Source organism: Zavarzinia sp. CC-PAN008, from assembly GCF_051903925.1.
GTDB lineage: Bacteria > Pseudomonadota > Alphaproteobacteria > Zavarziniales > Zavarziniaceae.
Map to the genome: position 1 here is coordinate 3,683,021 of NZ_CP173678.1, position 17,897 is coordinate 3,700,917.

The 17,897-nt window shown below is 68.6% G+C and carries 15 protein-coding genes; 5 read left to right on the forward strand and 10 right to left on the reverse strand.

Annotated features, from left to right (window positions below; all coding sequences use genetic code 11):
• Nucleotides 1–90: 90 nt before the first annotated feature.
• The gene (locus tag ACI6GS_RS17250) at nucleotides 91–876 is read left to right on the forward strand and encodes an arginyltransferase (protein WP_439814694.1); all 786 of its coding nucleotides are present in this window, start codon (nucleotides 91–93) and stop codon (nucleotides 874–876) included.
• 71 nt (nucleotides 877–947) lie between these two features.
• The gene (locus ACI6GS_RS17255) at nucleotides 948–1,511 is read left to right on the forward strand and encodes a hypothetical protein (RefSeq protein ID WP_439814695.1); all 564 of its coding nucleotides are present in this window, start codon (nucleotides 948–950) and stop codon (nucleotides 1,509–1,511) included.
• 33 nt (nucleotides 1,512–1,544) lie between these two features.
• On the opposite strand, the gene ACI6GS_RS17260 is transcribed toward ACI6GS_RS17255, so the two are convergent.
• The 3 genes from ACI6GS_RS17260 to recO are packed head-to-tail and all read right to left on the reverse strand — an operon-like array spanning nucleotide 1,545 to nucleotide 5,156.
• On the reverse strand, nucleotides 1,545–2,090 hold the full coding sequence (locus tag ACI6GS_RS17260) for a DUF3833 family protein (RefSeq protein ID WP_439814696.1): 546 nt from the start codon (nucleotides 2,088–2,090) through the stop codon (nucleotides 1,545–1,547).
• A gap of 13 nt (nucleotides 2,091–2,103) precedes the next feature.
• Entirely contained in the window at nucleotides 2,104–4,326 is a 2,223-nt protein-coding gene (parC, locus tag ACI6GS_RS17265) for a DNA topoisomerase IV subunit A (protein WP_439814697.1), read from the reverse strand.
• The gene (gene recO, locus ACI6GS_RS17270) at nucleotides 4,323–5,156 is read right to left on the reverse strand and encodes a DNA repair protein RecO (protein WP_439814698.1); all 834 of its coding nucleotides are present in this window, start codon (nucleotides 5,154–5,156) and stop codon (nucleotides 4,323–4,325) included. Before recO ends, parC begins: the two co-directional genes overlap by 4 nt.
• An 89-nt stretch (nucleotides 5,157–5,245) precedes the next feature.
• Between recO and ACI6GS_RS17275 the strand changes: the two genes are divergently transcribed.
• Both ACI6GS_RS17275 and ACI6GS_RS17280 read left to right on the forward strand, forming a co-directional pair.
• The gene (locus ACI6GS_RS17275; RefSeq protein WP_439814699.1) at nucleotides 5,246–6,058 is read left to right on the forward strand and encodes an IclR family transcriptional regulator; all 813 of its coding nucleotides are present in this window, start codon (nucleotides 5,246–5,248) and stop codon (nucleotides 6,056–6,058) included.
• 116 nt (nucleotides 6,059–6,174) lie between these two features.
• Nucleotides 6,175–7,722, forward strand: a complete 1,548-nt coding sequence (locus ACI6GS_RS17280; RefSeq protein ID WP_439814700.1) for a caspase family protein — start codon at nucleotides 6,175–6,177, stop codon at nucleotides 7,720–7,722.
• 55 nt (nucleotides 7,723–7,777) lie between these two features.
• Here ACI6GS_RS17280 and ACI6GS_RS17285 read toward each other — a convergent pair whose 3' ends face one another.
• From ACI6GS_RS17285 to ACI6GS_RS17305, 5 genes are all read right to left on the reverse strand, one after another.
• Nucleotides 7,778–8,665, reverse strand: coding sequence for a LysR family transcriptional regulator (locus tag ACI6GS_RS17285; RefSeq protein WP_439814701.1), 888 nt, complete (start codon nucleotides 8,663–8,665; stop codon nucleotides 7,778–7,780).
• 184 nt (nucleotides 8,666–8,849) lie between these two features.
• Nucleotides 8,850–9,839: a thioredoxin-disulfide reductase gene (gene trxB, locus ACI6GS_RS17290; protein WP_439814702.1), complete on the reverse strand. Its 990-nt coding sequence runs from the start codon at nucleotides 9,837–9,839 to the stop codon at nucleotides 8,850–8,852.
• 117 nt (nucleotides 9,840–9,956) lie between these two features.
• Entirely contained in the window at nucleotides 9,957–11,867 is a 1,911-nt protein-coding gene (locus ACI6GS_RS17295; RefSeq protein WP_439814703.1) for a hypothetical protein, read from the reverse strand.
• A 33-nt stretch (nucleotides 11,868–11,900) separates the two neighbouring features.
• Nucleotides 11,901–12,527 (reverse strand): 2OG-Fe(II) oxygenase, encoded by a 627-nt coding sequence (locus tag ACI6GS_RS17300; RefSeq protein ID WP_439814704.1) that lies wholly within the window; start codon nucleotides 12,525–12,527, stop codon nucleotides 11,901–11,903.
• A 17-nt stretch (nucleotides 12,528–12,544) separates the two neighbouring features.
• Entirely contained in the window at nucleotides 12,545–13,483 is a 939-nt protein-coding gene (locus ACI6GS_RS17305) for a mitochondrial fission ELM1 family protein (protein ID WP_439814705.1), read from the reverse strand.
• 108 nt (nucleotides 13,484–13,591) lie between these two features.
• On the opposite strand from ACI6GS_RS17305, the gene ACI6GS_RS17310 reads away from it, so the two are divergent.
• The gene (locus tag ACI6GS_RS17310; RefSeq protein ID WP_439817986.1) at nucleotides 13,592–14,068 is read left to right on the forward strand and encodes an Lrp/AsnC family transcriptional regulator; all 477 of its coding nucleotides are present in this window, start codon (nucleotides 13,592–13,594) and stop codon (nucleotides 14,066–14,068) included.
• 40 nt (nucleotides 14,069–14,108) lie between these two features.
• Here ACI6GS_RS17310 and greA read toward each other — a convergent pair whose 3' ends face one another.
• Together greA and carB are read right to left on the reverse strand one after the other, a co-directional pair.
• A complete protein-coding gene (gene greA, locus ACI6GS_RS17315) occupies nucleotides 14,109–14,582 on the reverse strand; it encodes a transcription elongation factor GreA (protein WP_439814706.1) in 474 nt (157 codons plus the stop codon).
• 50 nt (nucleotides 14,583–14,632) lie between these two features.
• Nucleotides 14,633–17,884, reverse strand: a complete 3,252-nt coding sequence (gene carB / locus ACI6GS_RS17320; protein WP_439814707.1) for a carbamoyl-phosphate synthase large subunit — start codon at nucleotides 17,882–17,884, stop codon at nucleotides 14,633–14,635.
• Between the last annotated feature and the right edge of the window lie 13 nt (nucleotides 17,885–17,897).

The window sequence follows — 17,897 nt, forward strand, 5'->3', positions numbered from 1 at the left end:
GGCGACCATAGGATGACGCAGATCCTGGTCAAGGCGTTGACATCTGCCCGCCCCAGGCCGTGAATCGCAGGCGGACAAGACCCGATCCCCGTGACGCAGCATACGATCCGCTTTCCCTATTTTTTCGTGACCGTGCCGGCGCCGTGTCCGTACCTGCCCGGCCGGATGGAGCGCAAGGTCTTCACGCGCCTGACCGGGGACGACCCCCGGCAGTTGAACGACGCCCTGACCCATGCCGGCTTCCGCCGCAGCCAGGGCATCGCCTACAAGCCCGCCTGCGAGGGCTGCCACGCCTGTGTCTCGGTCCGCATTCCGGTGGAGCGGTTCCAGCCCTCGCGCTGGATGCGCCGCGTCATGCGGCGGAACGATGACCTGCAGATGCAGTCGGCGCCGCCCGTCGCGACGGTCGAGCAGTTCGACCTGCTGCGGCGCTACCTGGGCCACCGTCACCCCGGCGGCGGCATGACGGAGATGGACGACGGCGACTATGCCGCCATGGTCGAGGACAGCCCCGTGGACACGCATGTCGCCGAGTATCGCGACACTCACGGCACCCTGGTCGCATCCTGCCTGACGGACGTGCTGGGCGACGGGCTGTCGCTGGTCTACAGCTTCTTCGACGCCGACCAGCGCGACCGCAGCCTGGGCAGCCATGTCGTGCTCAGCCAGATCGCACTGGCCCGTGCGCGGGGCCTGCCGTTCATCTATCTGGGCTACTGGATCGAAGGCTGTCGCAAGATGGTCTACAAGAGCCGGTTCCAGCCGCTGGAGGGGCTGACCCCCGACGGATGGCGGCCGATTCGGCCCCCTCCCTTCCCGGCCGATGAGGCGGCCGAGCCCGCGGCCCCCACGACGGCCGACCCGTGCGAGGCCTGAGGCGACCGACCTGAGGCGACTTACCAGAAGTGACCCGACTGCCCCAGGGTCAGCCGACCCAAAGGAGATCGATGTTGAAACGCGTAGTTGCCTTGATGGGCCTGGTCCTGCTGACCGGGTGCGAGACCCTGAACGACATGGGGGCCGACCTGGGCCTGTCCGGCGGCTCCGCCGGCAGCCAGGCAGCGGCAGCGCCGCCTGCGGCGGAAGCGCCGCCGCCGGCACCCGATCCGGGGCCGGTGGCTGCGGCCACCCCGTCCACTCCGGCCGTGCCGAGCACGCCGGGCCTGACCGCGCGCATCACGGCGCCGCTTGAACTGGCGGCAGGCAGCACCAGCGTCGCGCTGGAGGCGACGATCACCAACGACACCGGCAGCGCCACCACGGTCACGGCCGCGACACCGTGCGACGTCCATCGCTGGCGCATCCTGGACAGCGCGGGCCAGGAAATCGCGCGGCAGCCCGAGCAGATGTGCGCCCAGGTCGTCGAGAGCCTGCCGCTGGAAGCCGGCGAGACGCGGGGCGAGCCGTTCACCATCGACGTGCCGGCCGGCGCCCTGGCGGCCGGCCAGACCTATCGCATCGACTACCGCTTCTGGGGCGTTCCCGCCGAGGCCGCGATCGGCGTGCGCTAGGCGTGGTCGCGCGGGGCTCAGGCGCCGCGCCGATCACCCCTGCTTGCGGAAGACGATGCTGATCTGCCCCAGCGGGATGCCGAACTTGCTGATGCGGACCTGGTTGATCACCGTCTCCGCATCCTGGCGCAGCATCACCTGATCCAGATCAAGGCTCGACAGGAACAGGCCGGTGTCGAGCGGCAGGGCGAAGCGCCAGGCCAGGGCATTGCCCACGGCCCGGCCAGCGCCGCCCGCCGGGACATCCGCCGCCGTCCCCTGGTAGAGGCCGTCCGGCGTGAAGCGGATGGTCCAGATGCGCTGGTCGCGCGCGCCGCTGCGATAGGTGAAACGCTCGTCCATCACCAGCAGGCCGTTCTCGATCCGCCCGGCCACGTCCTGGCGGAACTCCTCCCGCACGATGCCGAACGGGTCGGTGACCACGCCGAAGCCGACAACCGTGCCGACGAAGTATTCCTCGGGGCGGAGCGCCGGTTCCAGCCGCGCCTGCTGGTCCAGGGGCGGCGTCAGCAGGTTGGCCGCCAGGACCCAGAGGATCGGCAGGGCCAGCAGGCACAGGATCCGCCCCAGGAAACGCATCAGCCGCCCTCCTTCACTGGAACCGGTTCGATTTGGGGAAGCCCGTCGGCGCCATGGCGCCGGCGCTGCCCCGCTTGCCCTGCCAGCGGCGCAGGTCGGTCTCGCTGCGGACGCGCTCGCCCGACTGCCAGCGCAGGCCCTCGGCCAGGTTCAGTACCTTGGCCGAGGACAGGCCGCCGTCCTTGTAGGACTGCAGACGCACGCCCTGCCCGCGGGTCATCACCGGTACCTCCTCCAGCGGAAAGACCAGCATCTTGCGGTTCTCGCCGATGACGGCGACCGTATCGCCGACCGCCGGGATGCAGACCAGGGCCTCGGCATCGCCGACCAGGTTCAGCACCTGCTTGCCTGCCCGGGTCTGCGCCACCACGTCCGATTCCTCGACCACGAAGCCCTTGCCGTCGGTCGCCGCGACCAGCAGCTTGCGCCCGGGCTGGTGGACCATCAACGCCACGATCTCCGCCTCGTTCGCCAGGTCGACCATGAGGCGGATCGGCTCGCCCATGCCGCGCCCACCCGGCAGGCGATCGCAGGGCAGCGTAAAGAAGCGCCCCTGCGTCGACAGCAGGACCAGCTTGTCCGTCGTCTGCGCGTGCAGGGCAAAGCGGGGGCCGTCACCTTCCTTGAACTTCAGGTCGGGACCGGGCGTCACATGCCCCTTCAGCGCCCGCACCCAGCCCTTGGCCGAGCAGATCACCGTGATCGGCTCGCGTTCGACCAGCGCCTCCAGCACCTCGGCCCCCGCGACCGGGGCTTCGCCCAGGCTGGTGCGGCGCTTCCCCAGCCTGGTCTCGGGACCAAAGGTCTTCGCAATGCCGCCGATCGCCTTGGCGACTGCGCGGGCCTGGCGCCGGGGATCGCCCAGCAAGCGGTCGATCTCTTCCTTCTCCCCCAGCAGCGCCGTCTGCTCGCGACGCAGCTCCATCTCCTCCAGCTTGCGCAGGTTGCGCAGCCGCATGTTCAGGATCGCCTCGGCCTGGGTGTCGGTCAGGTCGAAGCGCGCGATCAGGGCGGGCTTGGGCTCCTCCTCCTCGCGGATGATGCGGATCACTTCGTCCAGGTTGAGATAGACGATGATGAAGCCGGCCAGCAGTTCCAGCCGCCGCTCGATGTCGCCGCGGCGCTTCTGTGTGCGCCGGACCAGGACTTCCACCTGATGATCGAGGAAGGCCTGCAGCGCATCCTTCAGCGACATGACGCGCGGCGTGTGCCCCCCGTCCAGGACATTGAGGTTCAGCGGGAACCGCACCTCAAGGTCGGTGAGCTTGAACAACCCTTCCATCAGCACGCCGGAGGGCACGGTGCGGGCGCGCGGTTCCAGCACGATGCGCACCGTGTCCGTCGACTCGTCGCGCACGTCCTCCAGCAGGGGTGCCTTCTTCTGCTCGATGAGTTCGGCCAAGCGCTCGATCAGCTTGGACTTCTGCACCTGGTACGGGATCTCGGTCACGATGATCCGGTACTGGCCACGGCCCGTTTCCTCCGTGGTCCAGCGCGCGCGCAGGCGGAAGCCGCCGCGCCCCGTCTCGTAGGCCTCCTCGATCGCGGCCGGACTTTCGACCAGGATACCGCCGGTGGGAAAGTCGGGCCCCTGGACGAAGCGCATCAGGTCGGCGGTGGTGGCGGCCGGATGATCGATCAGGTGGAGCGCCGCCTGGCACAGTTCATAGGCATTGTGCGGCGGGATCGAGGTCGCCATGCCGACCGCGATCCCGGACGAGCCATTGGCCAGCAGGTTGGGAAAGCCCGCCGGCAGGACGACCGGCTCCTTCTCCTCCCCGTCATAGGTCGCGCGGAAGTCGACCGCTTCCTCGTCCAGACCATCCAGCAGCAGGGCGGCGACCGCCGTCAGGCGCGCTTCCGTGTAGCGCTGGGCGGCCGGGTTGTCGCCGTCGATATTGCCGAAGTTGCCCTGTCCGTCGATCAGCGGATAGCGGACCGCAAAGTCCTGGGCCAGGCGGACCAGCGCGTCATAGACGGCATTCTCGCCATGCGGATGAAACTTGCCGATCGTGTCGCCCACCACGCGGGCCGACTTCTTGAAGCCTGAGCCGGGGTCCAGGCGCAACTGCCGCATGGCGTAGAGCAGCCGCCGATGCACCGGCTTCAGGCCGTCGCGCACGTCGGGCAGCGAACGGGACATGATGGTGCTGAGCGCATAGGTCAGGTAGCGGTCGCCCAGCGCATTGGTGAGGAGGACGTCGCGGATGTCGCCGCCGTCGGGCACGGAACTCATGCGCGATCAGATAGCAGATTCCCGGATGCGTGGCCCCTGCCTGCCTCGCGCGCCAGACGCGCCGCCAGGCGCACGCGCACGGCCGGCACGCTGCGCTGCTGCGGCGCCAGGACGTGCCGCTCCAGGAAATGGCCGGTCAGGACCATCCCGTCGACCACGTCGCCGCCGTCGACCTGGGCCAGGCCCGGACGCACCAGGAAATCAGGCAGCGGCAGCAGGCGCTCGGCATAGGGCTCTGCGGCGGCGGCACTGACGGCCCTGCCCGTCCGCGGCGAGACATGGGTGAGGTGGTCGTTGCGCCCGGTGACCGCACACGTGCCCAGGTCCAACCCGAAGCCAAGGACGCTGAGCAGTTCAAGTTCGAACCGGACCAGCAGGGCCTGCCAGGGACCATCGTCGGCAATCGCCTGCAGCAGGACCAGGAAGCCATCATAGAGCGCCGGATGGGCCTCCCGCTCGGGCAGGCAGGCGGCCGCCATGGCCAGGGCGGTGGTCATGCCTTCAAGGGCGCGCGGCTCGTCCAGCACGGCCGCCGCCCGGGATCGCAGCGCCTCCACCTGGAACGCGCCCAGCTGCTCGGCCAGGCGGGCACGCCAGCGGAATGCCGCCTCCGTCCCCGGCTCCAGCGCACCGGCGCGACGGCTGGCGCCGCCGCGTACCAGGGCCCGCCACAATCCATGCTCGCGCGTGAACGCCTCGACCAGCAGCGCCGCCTCGCCATGGCGGCGGGTCGAGAGGACGATGCCCTGGTCGCTCCATTCCATCGGTGCAGCCTTGCCCGCCGGGCGCCGCACGGCAAGCCCGCCGCCCGCCAATGTGCGACGCAGCATCGCAGGGCCACGCGGGTGATTTGACGTGTGCGTCGCAACATTCCTAGCATTCAACATGAACGGAACGTAGTTCCGATAACTGGAATGCCATGCCCGACGCGCTGCCGACCGACATCCCGCTGGAGCGCTATCTGAGGGTGATGGAGACGCTGGCCCCCCATCCGGACGGCCTGTCCCTGTCGGAACTGGTCGGCATCATGGGCCTGCCCAAGACGACGGTGCATCGCCTGCTGGGCACGCTGGCGCGGACCCGTGCCATCCGGCCCAGCCCCCGCCGCCCGGGTGCCCATGTCCTGGCGCCGCGCATGCTGGGCCTGCTCTATGCCGCGGCGCCCGACGACTGGCTGGAGGCGCTGGCCCGCCCGATCCTGACGGAACTGGCCGACCAGACGGGGCTCAGCTGCTTCCTGGCGCGGCTGTCGGAGCGCACGGTGCGCTCGGTCGCGTCGATCGCGCCGGAAACAGCCACGATCCATGCCTTCGTGAAGCCGGGCCAGGCGTTCTGGCCGCATGCCGCGGCGACGGGCAAGGCAATCCTGGCATTCCAGCCGGGAGAGGCGCGGGCCCGCATCCTGCCGCGCCCCCTGCCCCGCCTGACCGACCGCACCAACACCGATCCCGCCATCCTGGCCGCGGAACTGGAGGCGGTGCGGGCGCAGGGCGTTGCCTTCTGCCGGGGGGAGGATGTGCCAGGCCTGGGCGGCATTGCGTGCCCGATCCACGTCCCCGGTCACGGTGTCGCCCATGCGGTCGCCCTGGGCAGCACGGTCGAAGTCCTGTTCGACGACGACATCGAGCAGCGAATCGCGCGCCTCCGCCTGGGCGCGCGGCGCCTGGGCAATGCCATCTCCGCGCGCCTTTCGGTGCGCGGCGACGCCCGGCCGATGCCGCTTGAGGCCTGAAGGCGGGCTTCGGATCCGCCGCATGCCCCCACGATTGCCCACGCGGTAGCCGTCATCACGTTTGGCCCGGCGCGCCGCGTGCTATAGTGCGTGCATCGTTGCGGGAGGGAGTACGCATGTCGAGAATCGTCCTGGCGCTCATCCTGTGCCTGTTCTCGACCAGTGCGGCATTGGCGGAACGACGCGTTGCCCTGGTGATCGGCAATTCGGACTATCCGACCTCCCCCCTGCGCAACCCGGTGAACGACGCGCGCGCCATGACGGCGAAGCTGAAGGGCCTGGGGTTCAGCGTCATCTCGCGGGAGAATGCGACCTTCCGCGACATGCAGCGGGCAATCCGCGAATTCAGCTCGCAGCTTTCCGCGGGCGGCGAGGTCGGGCTTGTCTACTATGCCGGCCACGGCATCCAGAGCATGGGCCGCAACTACCTTGTGCCGGTCGACGCCCAGATCGCCAACGAGGGCGACATCTCGGTGGAGGCGGTCGACCTCGACATCGTCATGACCCAGCTGTCGCAGGCACAGAACCCGATCAACATCGTGATCCTGGATGCCTGCCGCAACAATCCGTTCGAGCGCAGTTTCCGCTCCGGCGGGGGCAACGGCCTCGCCTCCGTCAACGCGCCGACCGGCACGCTGATCGCCTATGCGACGGCGCCGGGCAAGGTGGCGGCCGATGGCGACGGCAGCAACGGCCTCTATACCGAGCAGCTCCTGACCGCGCTGTCCGAGCCGGGGCTGAAGGTCGAGGATGTGTTCAAGCGCGTCCGCTCCAACGTCATGCAGAAGAGTTCGCGGGCGCAGATTCCCTGGGAATCCTCGTCCCTGACGGGCGACTTCTACTTCTCGCCGCCAACGGCGCAGCCGGCCGTTCTCAGCGTGCCGCAACCCCAGGTGCCGGCACCGGGCGGGACCACGGCCGAAGTCGTGTTCTGGCAGACGATCATGCTGAGCCGGAATGCCGCCGACTATCAGGAATACCTGCGGCGCTATCCCCAGGGCCAGTATGTCGGCCTGGCGCAAAGCCGGCTGGCGGGCCTCAACGCGGCACCGCAGCAGACCGCCCGGCCGCCGTCCGGCGGCGACGCGGGAGGCGAGGTCGTGTTCTGGCAGACCATCATGCTGAGCCGGAACCCCGCCGACTATGAGGAATACCTGCGCCGCTTCCCGCAGGGGCAGTATGCCGGCCTGGCGCGCAGCCGCCTGGACGGGCTGCACAGCCGCAGTGCCGAGGCGCCCGCCCAGCAATCCGCCCAGCAGCAGGCGGCCCTGGCCGCCGATCCCACCAATGCCTATACCCAGGGCACGGCCGAGAAGAGCGGCGTGATCGGCGGCGTCAGCAGCAGCGCCGGGACCCAGGTCGCGGCCGCCGCCGGGCTCAGCCGCATCCAGGGCATCTATCGCCAGCGCGGCGGCACGTGCGAGAAGCCGGACTATGTCTGGACCCAGGTCAACGGCACCCGCTTCAACTACCAGTGCATCCCGACCGACCTCGGCTCCTGCGACTTCGAGCGTGCGGACGTGACGGTCACCCCGGAATCCGGCGGCGCCTACAAGTTCGACTATCCGGGCGGCATCTGGGAGCGCGCGCGCATCAGTGGCGATACGCTGGAATTCTTCGAATCCAGCGGCGGCTACCGCTACACGATCGAGCGCTGCGAATAGGGCGAGGCCGCGCCGGCCGGCGCGACCGCTCCCCGCGTCGCGGCAGCCAACTGTCCTAGAAGCCCCACTCCGCGACCTTGCGCAGGAGGAAGTCGCGGAAGACGGTCACGCGCTTGGTCTCCCGCAATTCCTCGGGGTAGACGAAGTGCGTGTCGAAGGTGGGGCCACCGATCTCGGGCATCACCTTCACCACCTTGCTGTTGCCACGCATGGCATAGTCGGGCAGTGCCGCCAGGCCCATGCCCTGCTCCACGGCCAGCGCCAGGGCATAGACATTGTTGATCGTCAGATAGGGATCGCGCCGCCGCTCGGCCGACCCGGCTTCCAGGATCCAGTTGACGTCGCCGATCGCCGTCGGGGCCGAGTTGCCATAGGCCAGGACCTGATGGTTCTTCAGGTCGGCCAGCGTCTCAGGCGACCCGAAGCGCTTCAGGTACGCGGGTGCCGCATAGATGTGGTAGGTGACCGGGAACAGCTTGCGCTGGATCAGGTCGGGCTGGACCGGCGCGCGGAAGCGTATCGCGATGTCGGCCTCGCGCATGCCGAGGTCCAGCTCATCGTCATCCAGGATCAACTGCAGCCGGATGTCGGGATAGAGCTCGGTGAACTCGCGCAGCCGCGGGGTCAGCCAGATCATCCCGAACGTGACGGTTGTCGTCACGCGCAGGTCGCCGCGCGGCGTGTCCATGCTGTCGGTCAGCATGGCCTCGGCCATGGCCAGCTTGGCGAACACCTCGTGCGCGGTGCGATAGAGCAGTTCGCCCTGCTCCGTCAGGATCAGGCCGCGGGCATGTCGATGGAACAGGGGGACATGGAGGCTGTCCTCGAGCGCGCTGATCTGACGGCTGACCGCCGACTGGCTGAGGCCCAGTTCCTCGCCGGCATGGGTGAAGCTTCCCGCCTCCGCAACAGCGTGAAAGACGCGCAGCTTGTCCCAATCCATCACGGCCCATGCCCCCTTGACCGGTCATGGGCCTGTCCGCGCCGCGGACGCCTGGACCGATTCCTGTGCCGCCGATCATAGCAGAGACGCACGGGAAGCGTCTCATTTCCCACCACCGGCATGGGACTTGCGGCATCGCTCCGCACTGCCTGCGCCCCCTCGGCCACAGGCAGCGGCGGCGGCGCTATTCCGCGGCTTCGGCCGTGCCCTCCGAGCCACCACCCTCGGCCTCGCCCATCGCGGCCAGGAAGCGCTCGGCCTCAAGTGCCGCCATGCAGCCCATGCCGGCGGCGGTGACGGCCTGGCGATAGACCTTGTCCTTGACGTCGCCGGCCGCGAACACGCCCGGGATGTCCGTCGCGGTCGAATCATGCGCGGTGATGAGGTAGCCCTCGTGATCCATCGCCAGCTTGCCCCGGAACAGTTCGGTCGCGGGATCATGGCCGATGGCCACGAAGAAGCCGTCCGTCTCGATCTCCTGGGTCTGCCCGGTGACGACGTCGCGCAGGCGCACGCCCACGACGCCAACCGGGTCGCCGCCGCCAATCACCTCGTCGACAGTGCTGTTCCAGATCACCTTCACCTTGGGGTGGTTGAACAGGCGGCGCTGCATGACCTGCTCGGCCCGCAGGCTGTCGCGGCGATGCACCAGCGTGACGGAGGTAGCGAAGTTGGTGAGGAACAGCGCCTCCTCCACCGCCGTATTGCCGCCGCCGACGACGACGACCTTCTTGCCGCGGTAAAAGAAGCCGTCGCAGGTGGCGCAGGCGGACACGCCAAAACCCTGCAGCTTCTGCTCGGACGGCAGGCCCAGCCAGCGCGCCTTTGCCCCCGTCGCGATGATGATCGAATCGGCGGTATAGACCGTCCCGGAATCACCCACCGCGCGGAATGGCCGACCCGACAGGTCCACCTCGGTGATGATGTCGTCGATCAGGCTGGTTCCGACATGGGCGGCCTGCGCCTCCATCTGCTCCATCAGCCACGGACCCTGGATCGCCTCGGCGAAGCCGGGATAGTTCTCGACCTCGGACGTGATGGTCAGCTGCCCGCCCGGCTGCAGGCCGCGCACCATGACGGGCTCAAGGCAGGCGCGCGCGGCATAGATGGCGGCGGTACACCCGGCCGGGCCGGAACCGATGATCAGGACCTTGGCATGCTCGCGTTGCGCCATTTCCAACATGTCTCCCAATACGGCGCCGGGCCGATCGGCCCCGCCCAGTGCTGCATGTGGGCGACTTGACCGGAAAAATCAAGTGCTCACGATTAAATCGCGCTCGCCTTAAACTGCTCAGAAGCCGAACATGTGATCCAGGCTGAAGCCGCCGCGGTCGTCGATCAGGCCGTGGAAGCCGAACAGGCGGCAGGTCCGATCGTCCACCACAACATGGCCGTTCGGTCCCGCGCGGTCCAGGGCCGCTGCACCAAACAGGGCGCGCATGCGCAGGTGGCTGGAGCCACCGCAAGGAATGGCGATCCGTTCGCGCGCCACGATCGCGCCCTCGCCGTCGCGCAGCACCAGCTCGGTGCTCGACACCGGATGCCAGGGGGTCGAGGCGGGATAGATCAGATGGCACAGCGTATCGTCGGCCACGGCGTTCAGGCGGAGGAACAGCCGCGTGGTCAGGCCGGGCGGCCGGCCGGTATAGGATTGCGGCTCGTCGCGGTAGACGACGGCTGTGTTGTAGACGTGGGCTCCGAAACTCGTGTCCGCGGCGTGACCGCTGCGCCGATCCTGGACGCGGGCAATGGCATGCAGCCAGCCATCCCCCTCCCCCCCTGCGCTGAAATCATAGACCAGCTCGACATGGCCATGGCCGGAGGGCAGACCGGTTGCGATATCCAGCGCGGCGATGGCGTGGCGCTGCTGCCGCCCCAGCGGGATCTCCGCGACCAGCGTGCCGTCGGCATCGTGCACCAGGGCCTTCAGCGGCAGTTCGGCCTGGGTGGTCGCCATCGGCGTGGGCAGGATCGTCGTGGCGAACTCCGCCTGCGGCAGGATGGGCAACGGCAGGACGTAGCCCTTGCCCAGCAGCGGAGCGAGGGTCGCCAGCTCCGGATTGGGCTTCAGGTCCATGCGCTCGACATTGGCATGGGCGATCAGGCGGTGGCCATTGACCGCCTCGTAGCGCGGCCGCACGAAATGCCGCCCGGCGCGGATCTCGATCTGCTGCGGCCAGCGGGCCTGGGGCAGCAGGCTGGCCACGTCGATCGCCTGGCAGGCAAAGGGCGGGATCGCGGTGTTCAGCCGGGCGACATCCTGGCTGCCCATCAGGTTGAGGCCGACCGCACCGGACGGGATCGGCACAGGGTGGCTGTTCTGGACCCAGAGCAGCACCTGCTCGCCTGCGCGCGGCGCGGGCAGGCCGGCATAGAAGTCCGCGGGCCAGGCATTGGCGTCGTGCGTGCAGGACAGCAGTTCCGGCGCGTCGCCATAGGTGTCGAGCGCGTACTTGATCACTTCATGCCCGGCAATGCGCGTGGCGTGGAGGAACAGCGAGCCGCAGAACTCGGCCAGGCCAAAGCGGGCGCGGATCTCGCGGCTATCCAGGCTGAAGGCAGCACCGGCAGGCGGCAGGTCCTGGCTCCACGTCGCCAGTTCCGTGCCGTCCGCCGCCATCAGGCGCAGCCACAGCCGTGGCTGGGCGGCACCATACAGGCTCCAGTAATTGGCTCCCGTCAGGCGCGTCGACAGGCCGTCGGCATCCCGGAACAGCACGAAGTTGGTCGCGAAGTTCAGCGGGTCCAGATAGTCGGCGGGCCTGGTCAGCAGCGCGTCGGGGATGCGAATCTCGTCGAAGCTGGCGACTGCCGCCGCTGCCGGCAGGAGCGGCCCCAGGACAGTGCGCTGGCGCGCCGCGTCAAAGGTGGCGACCAGGACGATGTCGGCCGTGCTGTCACGGAGCGCGCTGACCGGCAGCGCCACCCGCCCCAGCACGGTCGCGCCGACGCGCTCCACGCGCTGAACATAGACTTCGTCCGCCTCCAGGCCATAGAGCGCGGCAAAGGCCTCCGCCTGGTCGAACGGATCGAATACGGCCACGCGCCCGGCATTCGCCAGGCGCTGCGAGAGTGCGCGCCCGGCCGGCGCGGTAAGCGGATGGCCCAGCGCCTTGAACAGCGTGGCGCCGCCAGCGGCCCCCGACACCCCGGTCTTTGGCCCGGCCGATGTCGGCGTGAAGGTCTGGATCTCTAGCGCCATGGTCGGCAGCTCCCCGCGCAACGCCCGCTCAGCTCAGCCAAAGGGGTGCATCCACTTGGTCAGCTGCGACAGGCGATGACGGCGGATTTCACGGTCGACCCAGCGCTGCTCCGTCACCCAGTTGAACTGCAGGACGCGGCGCGGCCCCTCGAACGCCTCGTGCCCATGCCAGGAATGGTCGTTCCTGCGGAACGCCAGCAGCGTGCCGGCGACGGGCGGAACTTCGTCCGCATAGTCCAGCATGTCGGACGGGCCGCGCAGCACGCGCAGCCGGCCGCCCGCCGCTTCCCAGTCGGAATTGAGGTAGATCAGGATGGTGATCAACTTGGACGCACTGTCGGTATGGATCTTGCCGTCGCGCAGGCGGCACTGCGCCCGCACGGTCGTGATCGTCGGCAGTCCTTCCAGCGCGACGCCGAACTTGTCGGCCACGGCGTCCTCGAACGCATCGCCCTGCAGCGCGTCGAGCAGTTGCTGGAACCCCGCGCCATAGCGCAGGAATTGTGCGGGGAACGAGCCCGGCTGCGTCAGGTCGGGATAGTCGCGATTGGCGGCGGCGCAGCCAGTCGCCGTGACGAATCCCGGCACGATCAGGTAGTCGAACGGCTCGCGCTTCAGCGGCGTCGCCCGCAGCGCCTCCAGGTCGAGAATATCAGGCATCGCTCAACTCCAGACCATCACGCAGGCGCCAGGCCGAGCCGCCGGCGCACCTCGGCCGCGATCACGGCGGTATCATCGGGCACGGGGTAAGTCCAGTGCTCGACCTGCCCGGCAAATCGTCGCGTCAGACCCGCCGCCTCCAGCGCATCGTGGAAGCGCGCGAACTTGGCGCTGCCACCTGGCAGGTGGATGACATGGACGGGCTTGCCCGTCGACAGCGCCTCTGATGCCATTGACACTGAATCGCATGTCACAAGCACGGCCTCGGCCAATCCCAGCATCGCGAAATAGGGATTTGGCCCTGCTCCGTCCCACAGCCAATGGGGCCTTCCGATCAAACCTTTTTGCAGTTCCGCAACCGCCTCTGGTGCCGTCCGCCTGGATGGCGTGACCAGCAGCGATCCCTCCACCTGGCGGAGCTGGGCCGCAACCGACCGCGCCTCCCCTGCGCCAAAGCGGAACGCGGCATTGGTGCCGCCGACCAGTACCGCGGTCCAGGGCCGTGGCAGGCCGTCGAAGGTCCCGGCAAATGCCTGGGCCTCCGCAGCCAGGCGCTGCGGCGTCACACGGTGCAGCGCGCCAAGCGTCGCCCGGACATTGGCGCCTGCCAGGCGGTCGTGGCGCGGTGCCACGATCAGGTCGAAGCGGCCACGGCCGGCGACCGGGTTCTGGATCTGCACCGCAAAGGTTGCATCGCCCGCCGCACGCTTGATGGCCAGGGCTGGCGCCACGGTCGGCCGGCCGGTGGCGATCAGCAGGCGCGGCCAGGGCGGTGCCAGCGCGTCCCCCGCCGGATCAATCCCCGCCAGGCCACCCAGGTTCACCGTGGGCTGCAGCCATTTCCAGGGCGCGCGGACCTTGATCCGCTTCACGACGAAGGGCAGGCCCACCGCCTCGGCCAGGCCCAGGCACTGGTTCTCCATTCCCGCCTTGCCGTCGCTTACAACCCAGGTCATGGCGCCATCGTGGCCGGGAATGTCGCTGGTTTCTTTGCGGTGCATCACAGCCTTGTTCCTGGATCGGCCGGGGGCGACGGACGATACTGCACGCGAGACGGGAGGGTGCTGGTGAAGGCCAAGCTGGACGCGATCGATCGCCGCATTCTGACTCAGCTTCAGGACGACGGCCGCATCACCAATGTCGAGTTGGCCAGCCGCGTCGGGATCTCGGCCCCACCCTGCCTGCGCCGCACGCGGGAGTTGGAAAGGATCGGCGCGATCCGCGGCTATCACGCCCAGCTCGACCCCAAGGTGCTGGGCTACGAAGTCACGGTCTTTGCCATGGTACGCCTGGTGAGCCAGGCCGAGCACGAGCTCCAGGCGTTCGAGAGGTTGTGCGCCGACTGGCCGCTGGTCCGCGAATGCTCGATGCTGAACGGAGAGATCGACTTCATGCTGCGCATCGTCGCCCGCAGCCTGGAGGAGTTTCAGGGCTTCCTGACCGGCTCCCTCACCTCGGCCCCCAATGTGGCCAGCGTGAAGACCAGCTTCACGATCCGGACATCAAAGCAACTCCCCGGCGTCCCGGTACCGGAGAGCTGAGGCGCCGGACCGGGCCACGGCCCGGCCCGGCGCCCGGTGCTCAGACCCAGTTGACGGCGACGATCTCGTAGGACTTGTGGCCACCGGGCGTCGACACCTCGATCTCGTCGCCGATCGTCTTGCCGATCAGCGCGCGCGACAGGGGCGAGCCCACGGAGAGGCGACCGGCCTTCACGTCGGCCTCGTCCGCGCCGACGATCTGGTAGACCTGCTCCTCGTCCGTGTCGGTGTCGATCACCCGCACGGTCGCGCCGAACTTCACCACCTCACCCGACAGGCGACTGAGGTCGATCACGTCCGCGCGGCTGATCTTGTCCTCAAGCTCGATCACGCGTGATTCGATGAAGCTCTGACGTTCCTTGGCCGCGTGATATTCCGCGTTTTCCGACAGATCGCCGTGTTCGCGCGCCTCGGCGATGGCGCGAATGACGTCCGGACGATCGACGGTCTTCAAGCGCTTCAGTTCCTCCTCGAGGGCCTGAAAGCCGCGGGCCGTCATGGGTACTCTTTCCATGCGCGTCGGAACTCCTGCGTCCTATCGGGCCGAAGTCGCGGCCCGGACCGTCAAGTGTAGGTTTGCAGCGGGGCCACTTCAAGGTTGCCAGCCCGCATCGCTGCAATGGCCCGCACCGCGGCCACGCACCCCGCCACCGTCGTGTAGTAGGGAATGCGCAAGGTCAGCGCCGCCCGCCGCAACTCGAAAGAGTCGGCGATCGACTGCGCGCCCTCCGTCGTGTTGAAGACCAGGTGCACCGCACCGTTCTTCATTTCGTCCACGACATGGGGGCGGCCCTCCAGCACCTTGTTGACGCGGGACACGGGCACGCCGTCCTGTTCCAGGCGGTCGGCGGTGCCGCCCGTCGCGATCAGGGTGAAGCCCAGCTCGACCAGCGTCCGCGCCGGCGCGACGATCAGCGGCTTGTCCCGCTCCCGCACCGAGATGAAGACGGTGCCGCCCTGCGGCAGGCGCGTCCCACTGGCCAGCTGCGATTTGGCAAAGGCCATGTCGAAGCTGCGATCGATGCCCATGACCTCGCCCGTCGAGCGCATCTCGGGGCCCAGCAGAATGTCGACACCGGGGAAGCGGGCGAAGGGGAACACCGCTTCCTTGACCGCGACATGCGCATTGCTGGCCGGCTTCAGGCCGAAGCTGGCCAGTGCCTCCCCCGCCATGACGCGCGCCGCGATCTTGGCAACCGGCACGCCTGTCGCCTTGGCGACGAAAGGCACGGTACGGCTGGCCCGGGGGTTCACCTCCAGGACAAAGACCTCGTCCCCCTTGACCGCGAACTGGACGTTCATCAGGCCGACCACGCCCAGGGCGCGGGCCATCAGCTCGGTCTGCCGGCCCAGTTCCGCGACCAGGTCGGGCGACAGCGAGTGCGGCGGCAGGGAGCAGGCGCTGTCGCCCGAATGGACGCCCGCCTCCTCGATATGCTCCATGATCCCGGCGATGTGCACCGTGTCGGCATCGGCCAGGGCGTCGACATCAACCTCGATCGCGTCCGACAGATAGGAATCGATCAGCACCGGATTGTCGCCCGAGACCACGACCGCCTCGCGCATGTAGCGCTCCAGCGACGCCGTCTCGTGCACGATCTCCATCGCCCGGCCGCCCAGCACATAGGACGGGCGGATGACGACGGGGAAGCCGACCCGCGCCACGATGGCGCGCGCTTCCTCGACAGAGGTCGCGATGCCGTTCTCCGGCTGGCGCAGGCCCTGCTCCTGCAGCATTTCCTGGAAGCGCCTGCGATCCTCCGCCCGGTCGATGGCGTCGGTCGAGGTGCCCAGGATGGGGATCCCCGCTTCCGCCAGGGCATGGGCAAGCTTCAGCGGCGTCTGCCCGCCGAACTGGACGATGGCGCCCAGCAGCGTGCCCTTGCTGCGCTCCAGGTCCAGCAGTTCCAGCACGTCCTCGGCCGTCAGCGGCTCGAAATAGAGGCGGTCGGACGTGTCGTAGTCGGTGGAGACGGTCTCCGGATTGCAGTTGACCATGATCGTCTCGTGCCCCGCTTCCGACAGGGCATAGGCGGCATGGACGCAGCAATAGTCGAACTCGATCCCCTGCCCGATCCGGTTGGGCCCGCCGCCCAGGATCGCAACCTTGGTCCGGTCGCTGGGATGGGCCTCGTTCTCGGGCGCACCAAAGGCCGGCGCCTCGTACGTCGAATAGAGGTAGGACGTCTCGGACGCGAACTCGGCGGCACAGGTGTCGATGCGCTTGAACACCGGGCGCACGCCCGCCTCATGGCGCCTGCGCCGCACCTCCTGCTGCTTCAGGCCCGCCAGCTTGGCCAGCCGCGCATCGGACAGGCCCGCCGCCTTCAACCGCCGCAGGCCCTTGGCCGTGGTGGGCAGGCCGTCCTCGCGAACCTCCGCCTCCAGCGCCAGGATCTTCTCGATCTCGCGCAGGAACCACGGGTCGAACGCCGCCGCCTTGTTGACCTCGGCCACACTCATGCCCATGCGCATGGCCTGCGCCGCGACCAGAAGACGGTCGGGCGTGGGCTTGCCCAGGGCCGCGCGCAGGGCGTCGCGATTGGTCTTGAAGTCGGCACCCTCGACCGTGCCGGGAATGGCGATCTCGTCGAAACCGGTCAGGCCGGTCTCCATGCTGCGCAGCGCCTTCTGGATCGATTCGGCAAAGCTGCGGCCGATGGCCATCGCTTCGCCCACCGACTTCATGCTGGTCGTCAGCAGCGCCTCGGCCCCCGGGAACTTCTCGAAGGTGAAGCGGGGGATCTTGGTCACGACATAGTCGATCGTCGGCTCGAACGAGGCCGGCGTGACCTTGGTGATGTCGTTGTCCAGCTCGTCCAGCGTGTAGCCGACAGCCAGGCGCGCCGCCACCTTGGCGATGGGAAAGCCCGTCGCCTTGGACGCCAGGGCGGACGAGCGCGATACGCGCGGGTTCATCTCGATCACGACCATGCGGCCATCGGCCGGGTTGATCGCGAACTGGACATTGGAGCCCCCGGTTTCCACCCCGATCTCGCGCAGCACCGCGATCGAGGCATTGCGCATGCGCTGGTATTCCTTGTCGGTCAAGGTCAGCGCCGGGGCCACGGTGATCGAGTCGCCCGTGTGGATGCCCATCGGGTCAACGTTCTCGATCGAGCAGATGATGATGCAGTTGTCCGCGCGGTCGCGGACCACCTCCATCTCATACTCCTTCCAGCCGAGGACGGATTCCTCGACCAGGACCTCGTCGATGGGAGAGGCGTCGAGGCCGCTGGCCACGATGCGCTCGAATTCCTCGCGGTTATAGGCGATGCCGCCGCCCTGGCCGCCCAGCGTGAAGGACGGCCGGATGATCGCGGGCAGGCCGACGTCGGCCAGCGCCTCCTGCGCCTCCGCCATCGTCTTGACCACGCGGCTGCGCGGCGATTCCAGGCCGATCGCGGTCATCGCGTCGCGGAACTTCAGGCGGTCCTCGGCCTTGTCGATCGCCGCCCGGCTGGCACCGATCAGCTCGACCCCGTACTTTTCAAGCGTCCCATCTGCGGCAAGGGCCATCGCCGTGTTCAGCGCCGTCTGCCCGCCCATGGTCGGCAGCAGCGCGTCGGGCCGCTCCTTCTCGATGATCTTGGCGACCACCTCGGGCGTGATCGGCTCGACATAGGTCGCATCGGCCAGGCCCGGATCGGTCATGATCGTGGCCGGGTTCGAATTGACCAGGATGATGCGGTAGCCCTCCTGCTTCAGGGCCTGGCACGCCTGGGTCCCCGAATAGTCGAACTCGCAGGCCTGCCCGATCACGATGGGCCCAGCGCCCACGATCATGATCGACGAGATATCAGTGCGTTTGGGCATCTCAGATCCGCCC